At 72.5% G+C, this 24,851-nt stretch carries 21 protein-coding genes; 5 read left to right on the plus strand and 16 right to left on the minus strand.

From position 1 onward, the window contains the following. The 4 genes from EYQ95_RS19610 to EYQ95_RS19625 all read right to left on the minus strand — a co-directional run. Positions 1-686: LemA family protein (locus EYQ95_RS19610; protein ID WP_132329622.1), on the minus strand; the 686-nt coding region annotated here is incomplete at its 3' end. 141 nt (positions 687-827) lie between these two features. Continuing rightward, on the minus strand, positions 828-1,559 hold the full coding sequence (locus EYQ95_RS19615) for a TerC family protein (protein ID WP_132329624.1): 732 nt from the start codon (positions 1,557-1,559) through the stop codon (positions 828-830). Positions 1,560-1,601: 42 nt separating this feature from the next. Continuing rightward, entirely contained in the window at positions 1,602-1,985 is a 384-nt protein-coding gene (locus tag EYQ95_RS19620; RefSeq protein WP_132329626.1) for a diacylglycerol kinase, read from the minus strand. 125 nt (positions 1,986-2,110) lie between these two features. Beyond that, a complete protein-coding gene (locus EYQ95_RS19625; RefSeq protein WP_132329628.1) occupies positions 2,111-3,145 on the minus strand; it encodes an isoaspartyl peptidase/L-asparaginase family protein in 1,035 nt (344 codons plus the stop codon). 394 nt (positions 3,146-3,539) lie between these two features. On the opposite strand from EYQ95_RS19625, the gene EYQ95_RS19630 reads away from it, so the two are divergent. After that, a complete protein-coding gene (locus EYQ95_RS19630) occupies positions 3,540-4,736 on the plus strand; it encodes a S8 family peptidase (protein ID WP_132329630.1) in 1,197 nt (398 codons plus the stop codon). A 46-nt stretch (positions 4,737-4,782) separates the two neighbouring features. Here the strand turns inward: EYQ95_RS19630 and EYQ95_RS19635 are convergent, their stop codons facing one another. The 5 genes from EYQ95_RS19635 to EYQ95_RS19655 all read right to left on the minus strand — a co-directional run bounded on the left by EYQ95_RS19635 (position 4,783) and on the right by EYQ95_RS19655 (position 10,341). After that, positions 4,783-6,015 carry an ABC transporter permease gene (locus EYQ95_RS19635; protein ID WP_132329632.1) on the minus strand — a complete coding sequence of 411 codons (1,233 nt, stop codon included), beginning with the start codon at positions 6,013-6,015 and terminating at the stop codon, positions 4,783-4,785. Continuing rightward, complete coding sequence (locus EYQ95_RS19640) at positions 6,012-6,761, minus strand: ABC transporter ATP-binding protein (protein ID WP_132329634.1); 750 nt, start codon at positions 6,759-6,761, stop codon at positions 6,012-6,014. The genes EYQ95_RS19635 and EYQ95_RS19640 overlap by 4 nt, the downstream gene beginning before the upstream one ends. Next, positions 6,758-8,257, minus strand: coding sequence for an efflux RND transporter periplasmic adaptor subunit (locus EYQ95_RS19645; RefSeq protein WP_132329636.1), 1,500 nt, complete (start codon positions 8,255-8,257; stop codon positions 6,758-6,760). Before EYQ95_RS19645 ends, EYQ95_RS19640 begins: the two co-directional genes overlap by 4 nt. Before the next feature lie 87 nt (positions 8,258-8,344). Beyond that, a complete protein-coding gene (locus EYQ95_RS19650) occupies positions 8,345-9,619 on the minus strand; it encodes a HAMP domain-containing sensor histidine kinase (protein WP_132329638.1) in 1,275 nt (424 codons plus the stop codon). Between the two features lie 11 nt (positions 9,620-9,630). Further along, positions 9,631-10,341, minus strand: coding sequence for a response regulator transcription factor (locus EYQ95_RS19655; RefSeq protein ID WP_132329640.1), 711 nt, complete (start codon positions 10,339-10,341; stop codon positions 9,631-9,633). A gap of 95 nt (positions 10,342-10,436) precedes the next feature. On the opposite strand from EYQ95_RS19655, the gene EYQ95_RS19660 reads away from it, so the two are divergent. Then, positions 10,437-10,784: a DMT family protein gene (locus EYQ95_RS19660; protein ID WP_132329642.1), complete on the plus strand. Its 348-nt coding sequence runs from the start codon at positions 10,437-10,439 to the stop codon at positions 10,782-10,784. 73 nt (positions 10,785-10,857) lie between these two features. Here the strand turns inward: EYQ95_RS19660 and EYQ95_RS19665 are convergent, their stop codons facing one another. Next, positions 10,858-11,169, minus strand: coding sequence for a hypothetical protein (locus EYQ95_RS19665; protein WP_132329644.1), 312 nt, complete (start codon positions 11,167-11,169; stop codon positions 10,858-10,860). Positions 11,170-11,192: 23 nt separating this feature from the next. On the opposite strand from EYQ95_RS19665, the gene EYQ95_RS19670 reads away from it, so the two are divergent. Next, entirely contained in the window at positions 11,193-11,489 is a 297-nt protein-coding gene (locus EYQ95_RS19670) for a DUF962 domain-containing protein (protein WP_132329646.1), read from the plus strand. 10 nt (positions 11,490-11,499) lie between these two features. Here EYQ95_RS19670 and mazG read toward each other — a convergent pair whose 3' ends face one another. From mazG to nudE, 3 genes are read right to left on the minus strand one after another with little or no spacing between them, the layout of a single operon-like run. Further along, positions 11,500-12,327 (minus strand): nucleoside triphosphate pyrophosphohydrolase, encoded by an 828-nt coding sequence (gene mazG, locus EYQ95_RS19675; protein ID WP_132329648.1) that lies wholly within the window; start codon positions 12,325-12,327, stop codon positions 11,500-11,502. Next, positions 12,320-13,153 (minus strand): 3'(2'),5'-bisphosphate nucleotidase CysQ, encoded by an 834-nt coding sequence (gene cysQ / locus EYQ95_RS19680; protein ID WP_132329655.1) that lies wholly within the window; start codon positions 13,151-13,153, stop codon positions 12,320-12,322. The genes mazG and cysQ overlap by 8 nt, the downstream gene beginning before the upstream one ends. After that, positions 13,150-13,695 (minus strand): ADP compounds hydrolase NudE, encoded by a 546-nt coding sequence (gene nudE / locus EYQ95_RS19685; protein WP_132329657.1) that lies wholly within the window; start codon positions 13,693-13,695, stop codon positions 13,150-13,152. The genes cysQ and nudE overlap by 4 nt, the downstream gene beginning before the upstream one ends. 41 nt (positions 13,696-13,736) lie before the next feature. Here nudE and bioA point away from each other — a divergent pair, with 41 nt between their 5' ends. Both bioA and EYQ95_RS19695 read left to right on the plus strand, forming a co-directional pair. Continuing rightward, positions 13,737-15,152 carry an adenosylmethionine--8-amino-7-oxononanoate transaminase gene (gene bioA / locus EYQ95_RS19690; protein WP_132329658.1) on the plus strand — a complete coding sequence of 472 codons (1,416 nt, stop codon included), beginning with the start codon at positions 13,737-13,739 and terminating at the stop codon, positions 15,150-15,152. Between the two features lie 129 nt (positions 15,153-15,281). After that, positions 15,282-16,016, plus strand: a complete 735-nt coding sequence (locus EYQ95_RS19695) for a 16S rRNA (uracil(1498)-N(3))-methyltransferase (RefSeq protein ID WP_132329660.1) — start codon at positions 15,282-15,284, stop codon at positions 16,014-16,016. A gap of 54 nt (positions 16,017-16,070) precedes the next feature. On the opposite strand, the gene EYQ95_RS19700 is transcribed toward EYQ95_RS19695, so the two are convergent. The 3 genes from EYQ95_RS19700 to EYQ95_RS19710 all read right to left on the minus strand — a co-directional run bounded on the left by EYQ95_RS19700 (position 16,071) and on the right by EYQ95_RS19710 (position 24,778). Continuing rightward, positions 16,071-16,538 (minus strand): chemotaxis protein CheW, encoded by a 468-nt coding sequence (locus EYQ95_RS19700; RefSeq protein WP_132329702.1) that lies wholly within the window; start codon positions 16,536-16,538, stop codon positions 16,071-16,073. A gap of 253 nt (positions 16,539-16,791) precedes the next feature. Continuing rightward, positions 16,792-18,267 carry a chemotaxis protein CheB gene (locus EYQ95_RS27050; protein ID WP_132329662.1) on the minus strand — a complete coding sequence of 492 codons (1,476 nt, stop codon included), beginning with the start codon at positions 18,265-18,267 and terminating at the stop codon, positions 16,792-16,794. Then, the gene (locus tag EYQ95_RS19710; RefSeq protein WP_132329664.1) at positions 18,254-24,778 is read right to left on the minus strand and encodes an Hpt domain-containing protein; all 6,525 of its coding nucleotides are present in this window, start codon (positions 24,776-24,778) and stop codon (positions 18,254-18,256) included. Before EYQ95_RS19710 ends, EYQ95_RS27050 begins: the two co-directional genes overlap by 14 nt. Positions 24,779-24,851 lie beyond the last annotated feature (73 nt).

The following is a 24,851-nucleotide window of genomic DNA, read 5'->3' on the forward strand; positions in this document are numbered from 1 at the left end:
GGGGGAAGCGGCTGCGGGCTGGCCGGCTGCGCGCCGGGCGTGGCCGGCCCCGCCTCGGGCAGCACCTGCGGCCGCGGCACGCGGGCAGGCGCCGGCTGCGGCGCCGTGCCGAAGTCGACCGTGGGGGCGTTGGAGATCTGCGCCTCGTTCTCCACGGTGAAGTTCGGCTTGCGGTCGTAGCCGAACATCATCGCGGTGAGGTTGACCGGGAAACGCCGGATGTAGGTGTTGTAGTCCTGCACCGCGGCGATGTAGCGCTGGCGCTCGGTCGAGATGCGGTTCTCGGTGCTCTCGAGCTGCGTCTGCAGCGCCATGAAGTTCTGGTCGGCCTTGAGCTGCGGGTAGTTCTCGCTGACCACCAGCAGGCGCGAGATCGCGCTCTGCAACTGCCCCTGCGCTTCCTGGAACTGGCGCAGCGAGGCCGGGTCGTCGGCGTTGACGTTGATGCTGCCCACCCGCGCGCGTGCCTCGGTCACCTGCGTCAGCACCTGCTGCTCGTGGCTGGCGTAGCCGCGCACGGTGGCCACGAGGTTGGGCACGAGGTCGGCGCGGCGCTTGTAGACGTTGAGCACCTGCGACCAGGCGGCGTCGACCGCCTCTTCCTTCTCCTGGATGGTGTTGTAGCCGCAGCCGCTGAGCGAGGCGGCGAGCAGGGCCAGCAGGAAGGCGGTGAGCAGCTTGCGCATGGGTCTCCTCGTTCGGTTCGGTCGTCGCGCCGGCGGTGGCACTGGACACCAGCGGCAATAAATACGATGTGACGGCAGGGCCGCGGCGACCGTCCGTCCAGAACCGCAAGAGGAAAGGCCGGCTTTCGCCGGCCTTTTCGCTCAGTCGGGCAGCACCTGGCGGTTGGCCCGCCGCTTGGCCGCGAGGTTGAGCACCTCGACCATGGCCGAGAAGCCCATGGCGGCGTAGAGGTAGCCCTTGGGCAGGTGCAGGCCGAAGCCGTCGATGACCAGGTAGGCGCCCACCAGCACGATGAAGGCCAGCGCGAGCATCTTGATCGTCGGGTTCTCGTCGATGAAGCGGCCCAGCGGCTTGGAGGCCAGCAGCATCACCGCCACGGCGAGCAGGATCGCCGCCACCATGACCGGGCGCTGGTTGGCCATGCCCACGGCGGCGATCACCGAGTCCAGCGAGAACACGATGTCGATGACGGCGATCTGCGCGATCACCATGCCGAAGGATGCCGCGGGGCGGGTGTGGATGTCGGCGTCCTCGGCCTCCCCGGCGATCAGGTCGCGGATCTCCGCGCCGCCCTTCACCAGCAGGAACAGGCCACCGACGATGAGGACCAGGTCGCGGATCGAGACGCCGTGGCCGAAGATCGTGAACAGCGCATCGGTCAGGCTCGCCAGCCAGGCGAGCGTCAGCAGCAGCGCGATGCGGGTGATGCAGGCCACCGCGATGCCGAAGCGGCGCGCCGTGTCGCGCTGGTGCGCGGGCAGCTTGCTGACGGCGATCGAGATGAAGACCAGATTGTCGATGCCCAGCACGATCTCGATCGCGCTCAGCGTCACCAGCGTGATCCAGGTCTGCGGGTCGAAAAGCATTTCCATCGTGCGGGTGTTCCTAGGCGGGCGCGGCGGGGCGCGCGGGGATCAGGGGAGAAGACGCGGGCCGAGGATGGCCGCCCATGTCACCACGACGGCGATCATGGAAACGAACACGGCGGCCGAGCCCATGTCCTTGGCGCGGCCGGCGAGCTCGTGGAACTCGGCGCCGTAGCGCTCGATCACCGCCTCGATGGCCGAGTTCAGCAGCTCCACGCTCATCACCATGAGCATCGAGCCGATCAGCAGCGCGCGCTCGACGCCGCTCGCGCCCAGCCACCAGGCCAGCGGCGCGAGCACGGCGAAGAGGTAGACCTCCAGGCGGAAGGAGGACTCGTGGCGCCAGGCGGCGCAAAGCCCCTGCAGCGACCAGCGCGTGGCCTTGATGATCCGCAGGGGGTGGCGCGGCAGGTGGCCGATGGTGTCGGGCATGGGGGCGGGCCGCGGCGGCGGCGCTGGACCGCCGGGACGGGCGGTGTCGGAATCGGGACGGCCGGGCGACCGCGGGACCGCGGATTCTGCCACAGCGCCGGGACGGACTCCGCGGCCGGGGCCGCTCAGCGCGGCGAGGGCACCGTCTCCTCGTGGACCGCGGTGCCCCGGCTGCCGTCCGGCCGGATCCAGCCGCGGAACATGCTCCCGCTGTTGAAGGGCATGGCGATGTTGCCCTCGCGGTCCAGCGCGATCGCGCCGCCATCGCCGCCCATGGCCGGGATCACCCGGTTGATGACCTCGTCGGCGGCCGCCTGCAGGCTGTCGCCGCGGTAGGCCACGCGCGCGCAGATGTCGTGCGCGGCGGCGGCACGGATGTAGTACTCGCCCCAGCCCGTGCCCGACACCCCGCAGCGCTCGTCCGCCCAGGTGCCGGCGCCGATGACCGGCGAATCCCCCACCCGACCCCAGCGCTTGTTGGTCATGCCCCCGGTGCTGGTGGCCGCGGCGATGCGGCCCTCGCGATCGAGCGCGACCGCGCCGACGGTGCCGAAGTAGGGCGGCTGGTCGCTGTCGGAGGCGCGCAGCGCGGCGCGCCCCTCCTTCTCGGCGCGCTGCGCCTTCTCCAGCTGCTCGCGGCGATGCGGGGTGTCGAACCAGGCATTGGGCACGCGCTCGATCTCCGGCAGCGTATCGGCGAAGGCCTCGGCGCCGGCCCCGGCCAGCATCACGTGCGGGCTCTTCTCCATCACCGCCCGGGCCAGCCGGATCGGATTGCGCACGGTGGTGACGCCGGCCACGGAACCGGCGCGCCGCGTGCTGCCGTCCATGATCGACGCGTCGAGCTCGTGCCCGCCCCTCGCATTGAAGACGGCGCCCTTGCCGGCGTTGAAGCGCGGGCTCTCCTCCAGCACCCGCACCGCCGCCGTCACCGCGTCCAGCGCGCTGCCGCCGGTGCGCAGCACGGCATCGCCGGCGTCCAGCGCCCGGTTGAGCGTGGCGTGCACGTCGGCGAGGTCGGCCGGCGACAAGGCCTCGCGCGGCACGAAGCCGGCGCCACCGTGGACGACCAGCGCCGGGCGGCCGGTCGGGGCGGCAGGGGGCTGGGCGGTGGCGGTCATGGAAGCAAGGCTCAGGGCGAGAGCGGCGAGCGCGCGCATGCGGGAGTCCATCGGGGTGCAGCGAGCGAGGATACGGCGATCGCGGCCGTCCGGTGGATGGCCGCTGAAGGTGCTTGGCCGCGTTTAGGCATGCGCAGGCCGGCGATGCAGCGCAACATGAAATTACCGCGGCGTCTTCACACTCGGTGACCTCGCGGAGCCGCGCCAATACGGCCGCTTTCACCCATGAAAGCCCCTGACGGCGGCGTGGGCTTCAGCCGCTTTCACACGGGCCTTCACACCTGCGATGCGTGAAGACGTGAATCCATACGGCGGCGTCCGGTTGACACGATTCAGACCCGGTTCGAAGTCTCGCCGCGCACCGCCGTTTGGCGATGCACGCCGCGGCGCACCCCGCGGCGCCATCCCGAGCCCCCGCCGAAATGGAGTTGCCATGAACCGCAAGTACGCACTCGCCGTTGCCGTGTCCGTCGCCCTTGCCTCGTCCGCCGCCACCGCGGGTGAATTCGCCCGCGCGCAGAACCGCGTGGAAGGCCGCTACATCGTCGTCCTCAAGCCCGACTCGATCGCGCCGCAGGCGCGCTCGGCCACCGCCGATGCCCGCCTCGCGATGCTCGCCGACGCCGCCGAGGCGGCGACGGTAGACCTCGCCGCCAGGCACGGGGGCCGGGTCGAGCGGCTCTACCGGCACGCCATCCAGGGTTTCGTCATGGATGCCGACGAGCGCGTGGTCGCGCGCATGCTCAAGGATCCCCGCGTCGCGCTCATCGAGGAGGACGGCTACGTTTCGATCAGCGCGACGCAAAGCAGTGCGACCTGGGGCCTGGACCGCTCCGACCAGCGCGCGCTGCCGCTCAACGGCACCTACGTCTACGACTACACCGGCTCCGGCGTGCGGGCCTACATCATCGACACCGGCATCCTGCGCACGCATTCGCAGTTCGGCGGCCGCGTGCAGACCGGCTACAGCGCGATCAACGACGGTCGCGGCAGCACGGACTGCAACGGTCACGGCACGCACGTCGCCGGCACCGTCGGCGGGTCGACCTACGGCATCGCCAAGAGCGTGACGCTCGTGCCCGTGCGCGTGCTGGGCTGCAACGGCTCGGGCACCAACTCGGGCGTGATCGCCGGCATCGACTGGGTGCGCACCAACCACGTCAAGCCTGCGGTGGCGAACATGTCGCTGGGCGGTGGCGCTTCGTCGGCGGTGGATACGGCAGTCAACAACCTCAACAATGCGGGCGTGACCGTCGTGGTGGCAGCCGGCAACGACAGTGCCAATGCCTGCAACTATTCGCCCGCACGTGCCTCGGGCGCATACACGGTGGGTTCGACGGCCTCGAACGACGCCCGCTCGTCGTTCTCCAACTACGGCAGCTGCCTGGACATCTTCGCGCCCGGCAGCTCGATCACCTCGGCCTGGCACACCAGCACGACGTCGACCCGCACCATCAGCGGCACCTCGATGGCCGCGCCGCACGTGGCCGGCGCCGCGGCGCTGTACCTGCAGCGCAGCCCGTCGGCCTCGCCATCGACCGTCAAGAGCTGGCTCACCAACAATGCGACGACGGGCCGCGTCACGAGCCCGGGCACAGGCTCGCCCAACCGCCTGCTCTACACGCGCTGACCACGCTCGACCGCAGGCGAAGGCGGCCTCCGGGCCGCCTTCGTCGCTACTGCGAGCGCAGCGCCTCGATCGGATCCAGCCGCGAGGCCTTGCGCGCGGGGTAGTAGCCGAAGAACAGGCCGGTGGCGATCGAGAAGCCGGCGGCGAGCAGGATGACCTGCGCGTCGAGCCGGGCGGGAAGCGACCCGAACTTCTCCACCGCCAGCGCGCCCAGCACGCCGATCACGATGCCCAGCGCGCCGCCGATGAGCGAGATCAGCATGGCCTCGGCGAGGAACTGGCGGCGGATGTCGCGCGGACCCGCGCCCACCGCCATGCGCAGGCCGATCTCCCGGATCCGCTCGGTCACCGACACCAGCATGATGTTCATGATGCCGATGCCGCCGACGATCAGCGAAATGCTGGCCACCGCACCCAGCAGCAGCGACATCAGGCGCGTGGCCTGGGTGCGCGTGGCGACCACCTCGGCGATGTTGCGCACGCTGAAGTCGTCCTCCTCGCCGGGCTGGATCCTGTGGCGCTGGCGCAGCAGGGCTTCGATCTCGCCCTGCACGTAGGCCAGGTCCTCCGCATTCGCCACGCCGACCGCGATTCCGGTCACCGCGCCCGGCGGCAGGCCCATCGCGCCCATCAGCCGGCGGCGCGCCGTCTCCAACGGCACCACCACGATGTCGTCCTGGTCCTGCCCGAAGCCGCCCTGTCCCTTCGACTTGAGCACGCCGACGACGGTGAACGGCACACGGCCCATGCGCACGGTCTGCCCGATCGCCTCCTCGTCGCCGAACAGCTCGCGTCGCACGGTCTCGCCGAGGATCACCACCTTGCCGCCGTTGTGGTCGGACGGTTCGAAACCCTCGCCGCTGGCGATCTCCCAGCCGTTGATGGCGAACCAGTCCGGCTGCACGCCCTGCCACTGCGAGGACCAGTTGTTCTCCGCGTACACGATCTGCGTGCCGCCGCGCAGGCTGCCGGAGATGTACTGGATCCCGGGGATCTCGTCGCGGATCGCCTCGGCGTCGTCGAGGTTGAGCGTGTTCGACGAGCCCGCGCCCATGCGCACGCCGCCGAAGCCGCGGCTGGAGCCGCCGAAGATGTCGAGGCGGTTGGACCCCAGGCCCGAGACGAGCTTGTCGATCTCCGCCTGCGTGCCCTGCCCCACCGAGACCATGACGATGACCGCGGCGATGCCGATGATCACGCCCAGCGAGGTGAGTGCGCTGCGCAGCCAGTTGCCGCGCAGCGAGAACGTGGCGGTGCGGACGACCTCGGCGAACCTCATGCGCCGCCTCCGCGCGCCGCGCCGGCCATTGCCCGGGCGACGCTGGCCAGCTGCGCGGCCTCCTGCTCGGTTTGCGCGTGCAGCTCGCCGTCGCGCATGACGAACACGCGGTCGGCGCAGGCGGCGACCTCGGCATCGTGCGTGATCAGCACCACCGTGTGGCCCTGGTCGCGAAGGCTGCGGAACAGCGCGAGGATCTCCTCGCCGGTCTTCGTGTCGAGCGCGCCGGTGGGCTCGTCCGCCAGCAGGACGGGCGGGCGGTTGATCAGCGCCCGCGCGATGGCCACGCGCTGCTGCTGGCCGCCCGACAGCTCGCTCGGCCGGTGGTGCACGCGCGTGCCCAGCCCCACCGCCTCCAGCGCGGCCTGCGCGCGCGACAGGCGCTCGGCGGGTGCGACGTCGGCATAGCCCAGCGGCATCGCCACGTTCTCCAGCGCGTCCAGCCGCGAGAGCAGGTTGAAGCCCTGGAAGACGAAGCCGATCTTGTGCAGCCGCAGGCGCGCGCGCTCCTCGGCGTCCAGCGTGGAGACGTCCACGCCGTCGCAGAGGTAGGTGCCGTGGCTGGGCGTGTCCAGGCAGCCGATGAGGTTCATCAGCGTGGACTTGCCGGAGCCCGAGGGTCCCATGATCGCCACGAACTCGCCGCGGCCGATGACCATGTCGACCCCGCGCAGCGCGACGACCTCGGCCTCGGTGCCGGCCGAGTAGACCTTGCCGAGGCCGCGCGTCTCGATGACCGCGCTCATTTCGCCGCGCGCTCCGCCCCGGTGATCACCACGTCGCCTTCCTTCAGCGCGCCGGAGACCTCGGTGAAGCTGCCGTCGCTGGCGCCCACGCGCACCATCACGCGCTCGGGCCGGCCCGCCACCAGCCGGTGGACCGGTGCGCGGCGCGCGGCGGCGAGTTCGGTCAGGCCCGCATCCCAGCGCTGCTGCTGTGCGGGCGCGAGCGTGGCGCGGAAGGCGGCGAACTGCTGGGCCATGCGCTCGAGCATGCGCTGGCGGAAGGCACCGGAATCGACGGGACTGCCGCCCCTGCGGTTGCCGCCCGGGCCACTGGGGCCGCCGGCGAAGAGGCGGTTGCTCCCCTGGCCCGCTGCGGCGGTCGCCTGCCGCGCCTGCTGGCGTTCGCGCATGCGGGCCATCGCCGCGTCGAAGGCGCTGCGCTGCACCGGCGCCAGCGACAGCGATCCGGCCAGCTGCTGCAGGTCGTCGGCCACGCCGCCGCCCGCCCCGCCCGCCGCTGGCGCCGTGGCGTCCTCGTCCGCCGGCTTGTAGCGCAGCGCCGCGTTCGGCACGCGCAGCACGTTCTCCTTCTGGCTGACCACGATCTCGGCATTGGCGGTCATGCCCGGCAGCAGCGCGCCGTCGGCGTTGTCGACCGCGATGACCACGGGATACGTGACCACGTTGTTGGTCGTCGTCGCCGACAGCCGCACCTGCGCCACGCGCCCGGCGAAGCGGCGCTCGGGGAAGGCGTCGACGGTGAAGATGGCCGCCTGGCCCACCTTGACCTGGCCGATGTCGGCCTCGTCCACGGCCAGCTCGATCTCCATCTTCGACAGGTCCTCGGCGAGCTTGAACAGCTCCGGCGCCTGCAGGCTGGCGGCCACGGTCTGGCCGGGCTCGATCGTGCGCGTGAGCACCACGCCGTCCACCGGCGAGCGGATCTCGGTGCGCCCCAGGTTCAGTCGCGTGGTGCGCGTGCCGGCCTGCTGCTGCGCGATCTGCGCGCGCGCCGCGGCGAGCTGCGCGCGCGCCTGGTCCAGCGCGGCACGGGCAAGGTCGACTTCCGCGCGCGCCACCAGCTGCTGTCGGCCGAGGTCGGACTTGCGGCGCCAGTCGGCCTCGGCATTGCGCAGCGCGGCCTCGGCCTGCGCGGCGTTCGCCTGCGCGCTGTTGATGGCCGCGTTGCCCTGCGCGATCTGCGCCTGGAACGTGCTCGGGTCCAGGCGCGCCAGCACCTGGCCCTTGCGCACACGGTCGTTGAAGTCGACCAGCACCTCGGTCACGCGCCCGGAGATCTCGCTGCCGACCACGACGGTGGAGATCGCGCTCAAGGCGCCCGTGGAGGAGATGCTGACGCGGATGTCGCCCCGCTCGACCTGCGTGGTACGCCAGCCGCCGCCTTCGGCCCCGCCGTCACGCCGGGACCAGGCCCAGGCCCCCAGGGCGAGGGCGGCGACGAGCACGGTGGCGACGAGCGCGGGCGTGCGCCAGCGGGCGCGGGTCGGGGTGGGCATGGGGCGAGTGCTCATTGGAGGGTCGTGGGAACGCACGCCGTGAACGCATGCGCGCGCCGCCGGTTGACCGCGCGGCGCGGGATGGGTTCAGCGGCGGAAGCGGATGACCGCCACGGTACCTTCCCCGGGCTGGCTGTGCAGTTCCACCGGCCAGCCCATACGCTCGCCCAGGCGTCGCACCACCGACAGGCCGATGCCCATCCCGTCGCCGCGCTCGCGGTCCTCGCGGTAGAAGGGATCGAAGGCTTTTTCGACGGCCTCGGCGCTCATGCCGATGCCGGTGTCGCGCACCTCGATGCGGTCCGGCGCCAGCACCACTTCGATGCGTCCCCGTTCGGTGAAGCGCACCGCATTGCTGAGCAGGTTGCCCACCATGAGGGAGAGAACGCGCCGCGGCGCGTCGATCGGCCCCCCGCCCTGGTCGAGAACGGCCAGTTCCACCGGCTTGCCGGCCAGGAGCGGGCGCAGGACCTCGACCTCCGGGTCGACCACCTCGTGCAGGTCGAAACGTTCGGATTCGGCGTCGATCTCGGCATCGCGCGCGAGGATCATGAAGGCATCGATCACCGACTGCATGTCGTGCCCCGCCCGCTGGATGCGCGACACCGCGCGTTGGGTGCGCGGCGGCGCGTCGGGATCGCCGGCCATGATGTCGGCGGCGACACGGATGACGGTGAGCGGCGTGCGCAGCTCGTGGCTGGCGTCGCGCGTGAACTTGCGCTCGCGTTCCAGCGCCTCGCCCACGCGGCCGGCCAGGCCGCGCAGCGCGAACGCGAGCCGGCGCACCTCGGTGCCCGAGTCCAGCGGCAGATTGCCCGGGGAGAGCGCGGCGGCATTGGGCGCGCGCGCGTCCCAGTGCGCCACCACGTTCGCCAACCAGCTCACCGGCCCCACCATGCGCTTGGACGTACGGTAGGTCAGCCAGGCCGAGAGCAGCGTGACCGCCAGCGCCAGCAGCAGGCTCAGGCCGCCGGTCCAGAGGATGGCGCGGTCGCTGAGGCTGGCGTCGAACTCCAGCGCGACGGTGCCCTGCGGGCGGCGGTCGACGATCACCGCCCTGCCGCCCCACAGGGGCACGTGCGCACCCGGCGGCAGGCTGCCCAGCCCGTCGGGCAGGCGCGAGGCATCGCCGCCCGCCGGCACGAAGTACGTGCGCATGCGGGAGTTGCGCGGCATCGCGGCACCGGGGTCGCGGGCGAGGCTGGCCCAGGTGGCCTCGACCTCGTCGCGCAGGCGCTCCTGCACGAGCGCCTGGCGCACGCCCAGTTCGATGCCCAGGATGCCCAGCGCGAGCACGAGGCTCGCGATGAGCGCCTGGACGATGAACGCGAGTTTGATGCGGCGGGGAAGCGCGTTCGCCATGGAGTCGCCGGTTACTCCGGCGGCTGCGAGATGTCGGCGATCCGGTAGCCTGCGGACTGGACGGTGTGCAGCAGCTGCTTGTCGAATGGCTTGTCGATGGTCTTGCGCAGGTTGTAGAGGTGGCTGCGCAGGGTGTCCGAATCCGGCAGGCCGTTGCCCCAGATCTCGCGCTCGATCTCCTGGCGGCTCACCACGCGGGGCGACTCTCGCATCAGGATCGTGAGCAGGCGCAGGCCGATCGGCGAGAGCTGCAGCTCCACGCCGCCGCGGGTCACGCGCAGGCTGGCGGGATCGAGCACGAGGTCGGCCACCTTGAGCACCTCGCCACCCACCTGGCGGCGCTCGCGGCGGATCAGGGCGCGCAGGCGCGCTTCCAGCTCCTGGATCGCGAAGGGCTTGGTGAGGTAGTCGTCGGCGCCGGCCGACAGGCCGGTGAGCTTCTCGTCCAGCGTATCGCGCGAGGTGAGCATGAGCACCGGCGTCGACTTGCGCGCTTCCTCGCGCAGCCGCTTGCACACTTCCACGCCGTCCAGGCGCGGCAGCATGAGGTCGAGCACGATCACGTCGTAGCTGTTCTCTGCGGCCAGGCGGTAGCCGTCGAGGCCGTCGGCAGCATAGTCGACCTCGAAGCCGCGGCTTTCGAGATATTCGCCCATCATTTCGGAGATGTTGCGGTTGTCCTCGATGATGAGCACGAGGCCGCCGTCGCGGTTGGTCTGCATCGGAAAGAGCCCTCCTTCAGTTTTGTGAAAGGTGCCCGGCGTGAAGTCTAGGCGCCGTGAAGACCCGTGAATTCACTCAGACGCCCCCCACGACCATGAACGACCGCACCGCCGCCCTGCTCGCGCCGCTCCTGCTGCTGGCCTCCAACGTCTTCATGACGTTCGCCTGGTACGGCCACCTCAAGTACCGCAGCGCCCCGCTGACGCTGGCGATCCTGGTGAGCTGGGGCATCGCCTTCTTCGAGTACACGCTGATGGTGCCGGCCAACCGCATCGGCGCCAGCGTCTACAGCGCGCCGCAGCTCAAGGGCATGCAGGAGGTGATCACGCTGCTGGTGTTCGCCGGCTTCTCCGCCTGGTACCTGGGCCAGCCGCTGAAGTGGAACCACTGGGCGGGCTTCGCGCTGATCGTGGTGGCGGCCTGGCTGATCTTCCTGGACTGAGCCGGCCCGCGATGGCGCCGGAGCCGGCGGCGTACGCGCCACCGCGTGCCCGCCACGGCCAGCGATCACGCGGCTAGGGCAGCGTGAACTTCCTCGCCATGCGCTGCGGCCAGAGCGAGGTGAACTGCGCGCCTCCGTTGAGGCGGTAGGCGGCCGACAGACCCTTCTCGACGCCCGCCCGCTCGAAGACCTCGCGCGCCTTGCGGAAGGCCGCACGCGGGTCGGCGGTGAGCATGAAGAAGTTGATCTCCTTGGCGCTCACGTCGAAGCCTTCGGGCTCGACGGCGGCGCCCAGCGCGGCGGCGAGGTCGGCCTCGATCGTCGACAGGAAGGCCTCGCTGTCGAGCGATTTGCGCCAGAGCTTGATGACGAGCTGATAATCCATGGGCCTATCCTGGGGGACGCGGCATGAAGCGCTTCGCAAGTTTCCGGGAGTTCTACCCGTACTACCTGGCCGAGCACGGCCACCGCACCAGCCGGCGGCTGCACTTCGTCGGCAGCTGCGGCGTGCTGGCCTTCATCGCCCTCGTGCAGCGCGACGCCCGCTGGCTGCTGGCCGCGCCGGTCTGCGGCTACGGCTTCGCCTGGGTGGGGCATTTCGTGTTCGAGAAGAACCGGCCGGCCACGTTCCGCCATCCGGTGTATTCGCTGATGGGCGACTGGGTGATGTTCAAGGACATCCTCACCGGGCGCATCCGCTGGTGAGGCGCGCGGCTCACGCGCCGCGCTTTTCCTCGGCCTTCGCGCGCAGCCAGTAGGCGTCCTGGGCGTCGAGGTCGAGCGATGCGAGTTCGACCCCGTCGGCCGCCGCGAAGCGCTCCATCGCCCGGAAGCGGCGCTCGAATTTCGCGTTGGCGCGGCGCAGCGCGGCGCCGGGGTCGACCTTCGCATGGCGCGCGAGGTTGGCCGCCACGAACAGCAGGTCGCCCAGCTCGTCCTCGAGGCGGTCGCGCGCCCCGGGCTCGCCGCGCGCGAGTGCATCGAACTCGGCGCGCACCTCGTCGATCTCCTCGTGCAGCTTGTCGATCACCGGGCCCGGGCCGGGCCAGTCGAAGCCGATGGTGGCCGCGCGCTTCTGCAGCTTCACGGCGCGCTGCCACTCGGGCAGGCCACGCGCGATGCCGGCGAGCACGGACGTGTCCGCCTCGCCCCCGTGCTCGCGCTCGGCGCGCTTGATGGCCTCCCAGTTCGCGGTCTGTGCCTCCGCGTCCGCAACGGACGCATCGCCGAACACGTGTGGATGGCGGCGCTCCATCTTGTCGCTGATGGCGGCGACCACGTCGCCGAAGTCGAAGGCGCCCTGCTCGCTCGCCATCTGGGCGTGGAAGACCACCTGAAGCAGCAGATCGCCCAGCTCGCCGCGCAGGTCGTCGAGGTCGCCTCGCCCGATGGCATCGGCCACCTCGTAGGCTTCCTCGATGGTGTAGGGCGCGATGCTGGCGAAGCTCTGCTGCACGTCCCAGGGACAACCGCGCTGCGGATCGCGCAGGCGCGCCATGATCGCCAGCAGGCGGCCGATGTCGCGGGCCGCCGCGTCAGGCATTCGCGCCACCGTTCGCGGCTTCGGCCCAGTCGCGCCAGGGTTGCGCCGGGTCGCCGATGGCGACGAAATCGCCGTTGAGCAGCGTGTCGCGCAGGTTGTAGCGCAGCGGGCGCCCGCGGGGATCCACGACCGCGCCGCCCGCGCCTTCCAGGATGGCCTGGCCGGCGGCGGTGTCCCATTCGCAGGTGGGGCCGAAGCGCGGGTAGAGGTCCAGCCCGCCCTCGGCGATGCGGCAGAACTTGAGCGAGGAGCCGAGGTTGAGCTGCTCGACCTCGCCCGCATGCGCCTGCATCGCGGCGATGAAGGCCTCGCTGCGGCCGTCGCGGTGCGAGCGGCTGGCCGCCACGCGCAACGGCGCGCGGGCGTTGCGGATGGCGATGGAGCGATCGGCCGCATCGACGGCCTCGCGCCGGAACGCGCCCTGCCCCGCGCCGCCATGCCAGGCCACGCCGGTCACCGGCGCCTGGATCACGCCCCAGACCGCCACGCCGTGCTCGACGAGTGCGATGTTCACGCTGAACTCGCCGTTGCGCTTGACGAACTCGCGCGTGCCGTCGAGCGGGTCGACGATCCACAGCCGCGGCCAGCTGCGGCGGATGTCGGGCGCGACCTTGTGCTCGGCCTCTTCGCTCAGCACCGGCACGTCGGGCGTGAGCCGCGACAGGCCGTCCATGATGCAGCGGTGCGAGGCGAGGTCGGCCGCGGTCAGCGGCGAGGCATCGCCCTTGTGGGCCACGCCGAAATCGCCTTCGTAGACCTCGAGGATCGCGCGGGCGGCATCGAAGGCGAGCGCGATCACGTCCTCGCGCAGGGTGGGGTCGATCATGCGTTCGCCTTCAGCCATTCGCGGGCGATGAACAGGGCCGCGATGGAGCGGCCCTCGGAGAAATCCTCGCGCAGGATCAGCTCGTGCAGCGCATCGAGCTTCCAGGGCACGAGCTCGAGCGGCTCGGGCTCGTCGCCGGGCAGGCGCTCGGGGTAGAGGTCGCGCGCGATCACCAGCTGCGCCGTGTGCGACATGTAGGTCGGCGCCAGCGTGAGCTCGCGCAGGCGAAGCAGCGAGCGCGCGCCGTAGCCGGCCTCTTCCTTCAGTTCGCGGTCGGCGGCCTGCTCGGCGGTTTCGCCGGCGTCGACGCGGCCCTTCACCAGCCCCAGCTCGTAGCGGTGGAAGCCGGCGGCGTATTCGCGCACCAGCAGCACGGTGTCGGCATCGAGCATGGGCACCACGATCACCGCGCCATGCCCGCGGCCGTGCAGGCGCTCGAACTGGCGGCGCTCGCCATTGCTGAACTCGAGGTCCAGCCGCTCCATGCGGTAGGGGCCGGCCTCGTGCTCGGTCACGCGGTGGATGGTGGGCAGCGTCTTCATGCATGCCCCCGGCGGGCCGCGCGCGGCGGGATAATGGCGGGATGAACGGGTTCGATCACGATGCGGCCATCCTAGCAGCCGGCCGCGAACGCCTTGCCGATGGCTGGCGCCAGCGCGACCTCGAGGTGCTCTGGCACCCCTGCACGCAGATGCGCGAGCACCCGCACGTGCTGCCGCTGGTGCCGATCGCGCGTGGCGAGGGCGAGTGGCTGGTGGGCATGGACGGGCGGCGTTACCTCGACGCGGTGTCGAGCTGGTGGACCTGCATCCACGGCCACGCCGAGCCGCGCATCGCCGCGGCCATCGCGCGGCAGGCGGCCACGCTGGAGCACGTGATCCTTGCCGGCTGCACGCATGCGCCCGCCGTGGAGCTGGCCGAGCGCCTGCTCGCCATCGCCCCGCGCCAGCCCGGGCGCGCGCCGCTGGCGAAGGTCTTCTATGCCGACAACGGCTCGGCCGGCGTGGAAGTGGCGCTGAAGATGGCCTTCCACTGGTTCCGCAACGCGGGCGAGCCGGGGCGCACGAAGTTCGTCGCGCTGGAGAACGGCTACCACGGCGAGACGCTGGGCGCGCTCGCGGTGGGCGACATCCCGCTGTACCGCCGGGTCTACGCGCCGCTGCTGGCCGAGGCGCTGTTCGCCCCGTCGCCCGACGCCTTCCTCGCGCAGCCCGGCGAGGACGCCGAAGCCTGCGCCCACCGGGCCGCCGACGCCCTGGCGGCATTGCTGGAGGCCCACCGCGGCGAGGTCTGCGCGCTGATCCTCGAGCCGCTGGTGCAGTGCGCCGGCGCCATGCGCATGCACCATCCGGCCTACCTGCGCCGCGCGCGCGAGCTCTGCGACGCGCACGGCGTGCTCCTGATCGCCGACGAGATCGCCGTGGGCTTCGGCCGTACCGGCACGATGTTCGCCTGCGAGCAGGCCGGCATCGCGCCGGACCTCCTGTGCCTGTCCAAGGGCCTCACCGGCGGGTCGCTGCCCTTGGCGGCGGTACTGGCCACGCAGGCGATCTTCGACGGCTTCCTCGACGACTCCCGCGAGCGCGCCTTCCTGCATTCGCACAGCTACACGGGCAACCCGGTGGCCTGCGCGGCGGCGCTGGCCTCGCTGTCGATCTTCGATTCCGACGACCTGCTCGCCCGCAACCGCGCCACCGCCGCCGCCATGGGCGAGCGCGCGACGGCGCTGCGCGCGCATCCGGGCGTGGTCGACGTGCGCCAGACCGGCATGGTCGTCGCCATCGAGATGGCCCACGACACCGCCGCCCGCGACGGCACCGCGGTGGAGATCGCCGGCGGCCGCGGCCTGCGTGCCTACCGCCACGCCATCGATCGCGGCGTGCTGCTGCGCCCGCTCGGCGACGTGCTGTACTGGATGCCGCCTTACTGCATCGGCGACGAGGCGCTGGACCACCTGGCCGACGTCACGCGGAGCGCGATCGATGCGGCGATGGGCTGACTGCATGCACGGCGTCGCACCCGGGCTGCGCCTGCCCGGCGGCAATGCGGCCGGCCCGCTCCCGGCCTGCGCCCCTTGCCGCCCGGGGCTCCTCCATCCGACTTCCCGCGCCTTCCACCGCGAGCCGCCATGCGCCTGACCCGCGTCCACATTCCGCAACCGCTGCACGAGGGCGCCGAGGTCGTGCTGCCCGAGGGCCCCGCGGCCCACCTGACGCGCGTGCTGCGGCTGGCGCCGGGCGATGCCTGCATCGCGTTCAACGGCGACGGCCACGACTACGCGGCCACGCTGGCCTCAGTGGGCAAGCGCGAGGCGCGGCTGCGCATCGGCGCGGCCGTGGCGGTCGACCGCGAATCGCCTCTGCGCCTGGTGCTGCTGCAGGGCGTGGCCAAGGGCGAGAAGATGGACCTGATCCTGCAGAAGGCCACCGAACTGGGCGTGCAGGCCATCGTGCCGGTGTGGTCGCAGCGCAGCGACGTGAAGCTCGACGGCGAGCGCGCCGCCCGGCGCCTGGAGCACTGGCGCGGCGTGGTGGCCTCGGCCTGCGAGCAGTGCGGGCGCGCGGTGGTGCCCACGGTGGAGGCCCCCGTGCCGCTCGGCGGCGCCCTGCAGGCCCTGTCGGACGTCGGCCTGCGGCTGCTGCTGGACCCGCACGGCCCGCATGCGATGCGCTCGCTGGAGCTGCCGGGCACCGCCGCCTGCATCGCCGTCGGGCCCGAGGGCGGCTGGTCGCCGCTGGACCGCGAGCAGTTGCAGGCCGCCGGATTCAGCGGCCTCCGCCTCGGGCCGCGCATCCTGCGCACGGAGACGGCGGGGCTCGCGGCGATCGCGGCGCTGCAGGCACGGTTCGGCGACCTGGCCTGAAACGACGAACGCCGCGACGGGCGCGGCGTTCGTGGGCGCAGCAGGGAGCTGGCGTCAGGCCGCTTCGCGCTGGGCCTGCAGCAGGTGCTCGATGCGCAGCAGGTCGGGCAACAGCGCCGGCTCGTCGTTGAGGCGCACGCGCGCCTGGATCGCATCCGGCAGCGCCTCCCCGCCCGCTTCGACCTCGAGTGCGCTGCGCGAGACGGTGACCAGCCGCGGGAAGCCCTGCGTCAGGATCGCGAAGTAGGGAATGCGGCGGTCGCCGCCGAGCGCCTTGAGCACGATCACCTTGCTGCCCAGGCCCGGCTGTTCCTGGCCGATGCCGGCCAGGCGCGAGAACGCGATCAAGGGCAGCTGCCAGCCGCGCCAGCGGAAACGGCCCAGCAGCCAGTCGGCCGAGGCCTCGACAGGCTCCGGCTCGGCATAGGACAGCACCTCGGCGATGGTCGCGTTCGGCAGCAGCAGGCGGCCGCCGCCCACCTGGATCAGCACGCCGCGGATGTCGCCGGATTCATGCGGCACCCAGCCTGCGGCTGCTGCCGGGGCCGGCGCGGAGGGCGTGGCCGCCGCGGCGGGTGGCCGTGCGGCGCCCGTGTCCTGCGCGAGCGCCACGACCGGCTCCGTGCCCTGCACGGGCGCGGCGGCTTCGACCGGCGCCTCGTCGGCTTCGTCGAGCTCGGCCAGCGCAACGGCGCCGCTGGCCGCCTGCGGCGTACCGGTGGCGGCGGGTGGATGGGGACGACGGTTTCGCTTCTTCTTGGACACGACGGACCTCTCAGGAGCTCCAGCGACGGGCGAGCCGGCGCGCGAGTTCGGCGGGCGCGGCCGCGACGGCGCCGCGTGCGGCCAGCGCCTCGGGTGCGGCGGGGTCGTAGCAGCCATCGCTCGACTGCGCGCCGAGCCAGGTGGCCTGCGCGGCGAACGCGGCCACGCGGTCGACCTCACCCACGTCGCTTCCGCTCAGCAGCACGATGGCGCCGCCCGCGGGCAGCGATTCGAGAAGGCCGATGCCCGCGGCGAAGCGCAGGCCGCCGGAGGCGTCCAGGCCGACGTCGTCGCCGACCACGTAGACCGTGCCGGTGGTGACGGCGCGTCCGGCCTCGGCAAGCGCGACGGGCAGCGCGGTCGCGCGCTGCATCTGCGCGACCAGCTTGTCGTAGCGCGCGCCGTCCAGGCGCTGGCGGACAAGCACGGGACAGGGAAAATCGGCAGGCAGCGCGCCCAGGAACTGGCGGACCGCGTCGGGCCCGCCCAGACCCGCCATGACCAGCACGACGCCCGGGGCCGGCGGTCCGTCATCGACCAGCTGAAGGCCCGAGATGCGCCGTTCCAGCTCGGCCAGGTCGTGCGTCCCGCGAGCGCGGGCAGGCGCGACCGGCGCGGCGTCGTCCGCCAGGCTGAGCTCGCCGAAGCCCGGCCGTGCCGGCGCAGGCTCGGGCTCGACCGGTGCCGGTGCCTCGGCCGTGCCGAAGCCGTCCACCAGGCCGCCCTCCCAGTCGCGCGCCGGCACGCCCAGCGGGGCGGGCTCGGGCAGCTCGGCGTCGAGTTCGGCCAGCAGCGGATCGAAGTCGCTGGCGCTGAAATCCGGGCCCGTGACGGGCACGGGCGCGCCTTCGCGGATGTCGGCCGGGGCATCGAGCGCCGCGGCGTCGAGCAGGGCCGGGTCGAACGACGTGGCGTCGAAGGCGCCGGCGTCGTACTCCAGGCCTTCGATGCCGATCACCGGCGCGGCGGTTTCCGCAGTCTCCGCGGCGGCGGGATCGAAGATGGAGAAATCCAGGCCTGCCGCCGCGTCGGGCGGGAGGTCGGCGACCGAAGCCCCGCCCTCGTCGTCCGACGCGATCAGTTCCTCGATCCGCACCGAGAGCGCATCGATCGCGGGCACCTCGCCCGCGCCCGCCGGGGGCAGCACGTCACCGGAGCGGTGCAGCTTGGCGGCCAGGTGCCGGCGCCAGCGCGCGGCCTCCCAGCCTTCCCTGGACAGCGCGACGTCGGCCTCCTCGAATATCACCTCCACTGCAGGATCGCCGATGACCGCATCGAAGCGCCCGAGGGCATCCTCCGCCGCGGCATCGAGCACGATCATCAGCACCTGCGGCGCGGCCGCGCGCACCGCCTGCGGATCGGCCGAGGTCGGGTCCTCCTCGGCGACGAGTTCCACGCCCACGTCCAGCAGCGCGGCGCGCACGCAGTCGCGGGCGGCGCCGGGGCGCGCGAGCAGCGCGACGCGGCGGGACTCAACCGTGCTCACGGGCGATCCCGAGCAGGTCGAAGACGTTGCGCATCAGTTCCGGCTCCTGGTACGGCTTGCCGAGGTAGCGGTTGACGCCGAGGTCCATCGCACGCTGGCGATGCTTGTCGCCGGTACGCGAGGTGATCATCACGATGGGCACCTCGCGCAGGCGCGGGTCGGACTTCATCGCCGCGGCCAGCTCGTAGCCGTCCATGCGCGGCATCTCGATGTCGAGCAGCATGAGGTCGGGCACGCGCTCGGCCATGCGCTCCAGCGCGTCCACGCCGTCCTTCGCGGTGAGCACCTCGAAGTTGTGGCGCTCGAGCACGCGGCCGGTGACCTTGCGCATGGTGACCGAGTCGTCCACCACCATGACCAGCGGCACCGCGCGCTTCTCGACCGCCGGCGCCACCGGCTGGTAGTCGCGCGGCAGCGTGGCCTGGCGGCGCACCAGCGGGGCGACGTCGAGGATCACGACGACGCGGCCGTCGCCCATGATCGTCGCGCCGAAGATGCCCGGCACCGAGGCGACCTGCGGGCCGACGGGTTTGACCACGATTTCGCGGTTGCCGATGACCTGGTCCACGGTGACCGCCGCGCGCAGCTCGCCCGCGCGGATGAGCAGCAGCGGCACCTGCAGCAGGCCTTCGGCCTTGGCCGGCGCCTGGCCGAGCAGGCGGCCGAGGTCGTGCACGGCATAGTCCTCGCCGCCGTAGCGGAAGCTGCCGCCGTCCTCGCTCGCCATCGCGCGGGCGAGGTCGTCGCGCGAGATGCGGCCCACGCCGCGCACCGACGCGATCGGCACGGCGAACGCGGTCTCGCCGATGCGCACGAACACCGCCTGGGTGACCGCGAGCGTCTGCGGCAGGCGCAGGGTGAAGGTCGTGCCCTGCCCCGGGACGGACCGGATGTCGATGGTGCCGCCGAGCTGGCGCACCTCCGACGCGACCACGTCCATGCCCACGCCGCGGCCGGCCAGGCGGCTGACCTCGTCGGCCGTCGAGAAGCCCGGCTCGAAGATCAGCATGTCGAGGTCGGCGTCGCTCAGCGCCACGCCCTCGCGGATCAGGCCACGATCGAGGCCGCGGCGGCGGATCGCGTCGCGGTCGAGCCCGCGGCCGTCGTCGCCCACTTCCAGCACGACTTCCGAACCTTCGCGGCGCACCGCGATGCGGATCGTGCCCTCTTCCGTCTTGCCGGCGGCAACGCGCTTGTCCGGCGGTTCGAGGCCATGCGCGACGGCGTTGCGGAGCATGTGCTCCAACGGCGCCGTCATGCGTTCGAGCACGTTGCGGTCGAGTTCGCCCTGCGTGCCCTCGAGCTTGAGCACTACCTGCTTGCCGAGCTCGCCCGACGCCTGGCGCACGACGCGGCGCAGGCGCGGCAGCAGGCCGTCGAAAGGCACCATGCGCGTGCGCATGAGGCCTTCCTGCAACTCCGACGACACGCGGCTCTGTTGCAGCAGCAGCGTCTCGTACTGGCGGGTCAGGTCGTCGAACGTGGTCTGCAGCGAGGTCTGGTCGGCCGCGGACTCCGAGAGCGCACGGGTCAGCTGCTGCAGGGTGGAGAAGCGGTCGAGCTCCAGCGGGTCGAACGTGGCTTCCGCATCCTCGCGCTGGTAGCGGGCGACGATCTGCGCTTCCGTCTCGATCTCGAGGCGGCGCAGCTGGTCGCGCATGCGCGTGTTCGTCGCTTCCATTTCCGCGATCGCGGTGCGGAAGGCGCCGAGCTGCTGCTCCAGTCGGGCGCGATAGATCGCGACCTCACCGGCGTAGTTGACGAGGCGATCGAGCAGGTCGGCGCGGATGCGCACCTGCTCCTGCGGGGCGCGGACGGCGATGTCGTCGTCCTCGGCCAGCAGCGGCTGGTCCCCGAGCGGCGCCGACAGCGGTTTGAGGTCGGCGACCGGTGCCGGGGCCTGGACCGGGGCCTCTTCGCCTCCGCCCGCGAAGGCCGGCATCGGCAGGCGCTCGCCGCGGGCGCGCGCCTCGAACATCGCGATCAGCGCCAGCGGCATGCCGATGGCACGGCGATCGCCGACGCGGGTGACCATCGCATGCAGGCGGTCGAAGCCCTGCTCGAGCAGGCCCACGCCGTCGCGGCCGAGCTCGCTGCGGTGGTCGACCACCGCTTCCAGCAGCGATTCCATGACGTGGCCGAGTTCGCCCACCGCCATGATGCCGGCCATGCGCGCGCCGCCCTTGAGGGTGTGCAGGTCGCGCTGCAGGCCGACCAGCGTCTCGCGGTCCTCAGGCTGCTCGCGCAGGCGCGCCAGCAGGCCGTCGGAGTGATCGAGCAGGTCGGCGCCTTCCTCGACGAAGATGTCGACCAGTTCCGGGTCCAGGCCCGTCAGGTCCAGCGCAGCGTCCGGGTCGGCCTCGTCGACGACGCCGGCCGGCATCGCCTCGCCCGCCTGCGCTGCGGCGACCGCAGCGGCGATGGCGGCACGGACCTGCTCGACCATGCGCTGCTCGGCGGCCATGCGTTCCAGGCGTTCGGCCTCGGCGCGCTGCGCTTCCAGACGCAGCTGCTCGCGCCGCTGGGCTTCCTCCTTCTCGCGCGCCTGGCGCTCGGCCTCGGCACGCTCGGCTTCGATGCGCTCGCGCTCGGCACGCTCGGCCGCCAGCCGCTCTTCCTCGACGCGGCGTGCTTCGGCCTCCTCGGCCTCGCGACGCGCGGCCTCCGCGCGCTCGGTTTCGATGCGCTCGGCCTCGAGGCGCTCGGCTTCGGCCCGTGCCGCCTCTTCCGCGGCGAGGCGCTCGGCCTCGAGGCGCTCGGCCTCGAGGCGCTCGGCCTCGGCACGCGCGGCTTCTTCCGCGGCAATGCGTTCGGCCTCGACGCGCGCCGCCTCTTCCGCCGCAAGGCGTTCGGCTTCCAGGCGTGCCGCTTCTTCGGCAGCAAGGCGTTCGGCCTCGACTCGTTCGGCTTCCAGACGCTCGGCTTCGGCGCGTGCCGCCTCTTCCGCCGCAAGGCGCTCGGCCTCGACGCGCGCGGCCTCTTCCGCCGCAAGGCGCTCGGCCTCGATGCGCGCGGCCTCTTCCGCCGCAAGGCGCTCGGCCTCGGCACGCGCGGCTTCTTCCGCGGCAATGCGTTCGGCCTCGACGCGCGCCGCCTCTTCCGCCGCAAGGCGTTCGGCTTCCAGGCGTGCCGCTTCTTCGGCAGCAAGGCGTTCGGCCTCGACTCGTTCGGCTTCCAGACGCTCGGCTTCGGCGCGTGCCGCCTCTTCGGCGGCAAGGCGCTCGGCTGCGCTCCATTCGGCCTCTTCGGCGGCCCGACGCTCGGCTTCCAGGCGGACCTGCCCGGCGGCTTCGGCCTCGATGCGCGTGCGTTCGGCCTCCTCGGCCGCAAGGCGTTCGGCTTCCAGGCGCGCCGCTTCGTCGGCGGCCAGGCGCTCGGCCTGTGCACGCTCGGCTTCGATGCGGGCCTGCTCCTCCGCGGCCAGGCGTTCGGCCGCGGCCAGGCGTTCGGCCTCGGCCACCCGCTCGGCTTCCTCGGCAGCGGCGCGTTCGGCTTCGGCGCGCACCTGCGCTTCGCGCTCCTCCGCTGCCAGGCGCTCGGCCTCCGCGCGCGCGGCCTCCTCGGCGGCGAGGCGCTCGGCCTCGGCCTGCTCGGCTTCCAGCCGGGCGAAATCCTCGTCGGCCGTGGTGTCCACCACCGCATGGCGCACGTCCGGCAGGCCGTCGCGCAGCGCGATCATGCGCTCGGCCAGGCCGGCGAACTGCGGCACGTGCGGGCGGTCGGCCTGGAGGCTCGCGAGGGTGCTGCGGATCGCCGCGGCGACCTCGCCGATGGCTTCCACGCCCTCGACCGTCGGCACCGCGCCGCTGGCCAGCAGGCGCCTGATGTAGGTCTCGGTCGGACCGGTGATCGCCGGGATCACCGGAACTTCCGTCATCGCGAAGGCGCCGTTGAGCGTATGGATCGCGCGCTGCAGGCGGTCCTCGGCAGGCTGCGGCTGCGGGCGCGCGCCCTCCAGCCATGCGTCGATGGTGGCGAGGTGGCCGTCGACCTCGGTCGCGAGGATCTCCAGCAGAACCGGGTCGACGTAGGCAGGCTCGCCTTGGTCTTCGAAGACCGGCAGCGTCGGCACGGGGGTCGCGGCTTCGGCCACGGGCTCTTCGGCCGCCACCACGGGCGCGGGCGCTGCCGAGGGCGCGTACACGGCGTCCTCCCCTGCGGCCACGCGGTCGGCCACCGCCTCGATCGCGGCCAGGTCGGCCGACACGGACGCCTTGCCCGCCAGCGCCTCGTGGAACTGCGGCAGCACGGAGGCGGCCAGGTCCACCAGCCCGATCACCGCGGAAGACGCGGGGCGCGTGCCGTCCAGCACGCGGTTGAGCATGTTCTCGATCTTCCAGCTGAACTCGCCCAGCACCTTGGCGCCGACGAGGCGGCCACTGCCCTTGAGCGTGTGGAAGACGCGGCGGATCGGGCGCAGGCGCTCGGCATCGTCCGGCGCCATGCGCCACGCGGGCAGCAGCGCAGCCAGGTTGCCCATTTCCTCGGCGAGCTCCTCGAGGAAGACCTCGCGGATGTCGTCGTCGATGTCGGCGCTGGCCTCGAAGCCACCGAAGATGGCGTCGTCCGCGGCCGGCGCCACGGGCCCGGCGTCCACGACGGGCGTGGCCGCCTGCGCGGCTTCCAGCTGCGCGTGATTGGTCGACTCGTCCTCGTGTGCCTGCAGCTCGACGGTCGCGAGCGCATTGGTCAGCTCGTCGATGAGCGCCTCGGCCTGCGGATCGGCCGCGTCCTGCGGCGCGATCGCCGCGGCCTCGGCATCGGCCAGGGCGTCGACCACCACGTTCTCGGCGGCGGGGAACGCCGTGGCCGCCATCGCCGGCGCGCGAGCAGCGGCGTCGGGCACCGGCCAGTAGTTCAGCAGTTCGAGGCTCGAACGCGCGATGTCGAGCATGCCGTCGCGGTTCGGGCGATGGTCGCGCAGCGCTTCGAGGTAATACTCGAGGCTGGCCAGCGCGTCGGCGAGCGCGTCGAGCTGCTGGCCATCCGGCACGCGGCGGCGCGCGATGAGCTCATGCTGCGTGTAATGCGCGATCGCCTGCAGGTATGCGGCCGGCGCCGGCAGGTTGACCATGCGCATCGCGCCGGCCACCTCGTCCAGCAGCCGCGGGACTTCGGCGAGTTCGGCATGGTCCCAGCCGGTCTCCACGAAGGCCACGAACGACTGGCGGGCGTCGCCGAAGTTGGCGATGGCCTCGCGCACGACGATGTCGAGCACCTTGCGCGATTCGCGCGCCAGCGCGTCGTCGTCGACCTGCTCCTGGTCGAGGCCCAGGCGGGCGACCTGGTCGTCCAGCGAGGCGTCGACGTAGAGCAGCGCGCCCGCGATGTCCAGCAGCGCGTGCTCATCGGCCGGGCGGCGGCCATGCACCACGTCGGCCATGGCGTCGCGCTGCTGCATGACCACCGAGCGCGCGACGCCCAGGCCCATCATGCCCAGCGTGTCACCGACCTGGGTCAGGGCGTCGACCTGCGGGCGCAGCTCGGCCACGTCGATGCGGCCGGTGCGCAGGTGGATGTCCAGCGCGTCCTTGACCCGCAGCAGGTCTTCCTTGATCGCCGCCGACACGGTATCGAGCAGGGCGCGGTTGCGGCCGCTGAGCGACCCGCGCGCGTGCGCCAGCTCGCTTTCACTGGGGCGCTGCGTATCGAGCTCGAAGGTGGCGCGCAGGTCGTCCAGCTGCGGATGCGGGGTGGCGTTCTGCGCCACGTGGTACAGCAGCTGGCGGGTGGGCTCGGCCATGGCGTCGCCACGGGCGAAGGCCATGCCGTCCTGGTGCTCGCGCAGCACGCGCTCGACGCCGGCGAAGGCCTGGCGCAGCGAGCGGCTGGGCGCGATCGCGCCGTCGTGCATGGCCTGCGCGACGCTCGCCGCGACCCACAACATGCGGCGCTGGGCCTCCGTCGACGCGGCGCGCACGCCCTCGCCCAGCACGTCCGCCAGCGCCGCGGCGTCCGCCGGGGCGCCGTCTTCCGGCCAGCGCGCGAGTTCACCCGACAGGCGGGCGACGGCATCCGCCGCGGCACGCGGCGCGTCGGCGCCGGGCGCGACGGTTTCCGGGAGCGGCCGCTCGATGTCGGGCGCGAACAGCACGCTCTCGGACAGCCCCGCCTCGCCGCGCGCGGCGCGCAGCTCGTTGAGCAGCGGCAGCAGCACGATCGGGATGTCGCGGTGGCCGCCCTGCAGGCGCTCGAGGTAGTCCGGCAGCTGCACGAGACCGCGCAGCAGCGCCGCGCAGGCCTCGTCGCGGTCGGGCACGCGCGCATTGGCGAGGGCTTCGGCCAGGCGCTCCATCTCGCCGGCCACCATCGCCGGCGCGTCCAGCTCGATCATCGCCAGCGTGCCGTGCACCTGGTGCAGCAGCGCCACGCAGGAATGCATGCGCGCCGCGTCGCCGGGATCGTCCAGGAAGGTCTCGATCTCCTGCCGCGCCTGGCGCAGGGTCTCGTCGATCTCCGGCTTGATCCAGCCGAGCGTGGTCGTGTCGATCACTTCGCGCATCGCGATCATCGTGCACCTCGCGCCGTGTCGCCCGCGCGCCTCGCGTCCCCTTCAACGGGGAGCGCGCTCGAAGCGCGGGGGC

Source organism: Lysobacter sp. N42, from assembly GCF_004344885.1.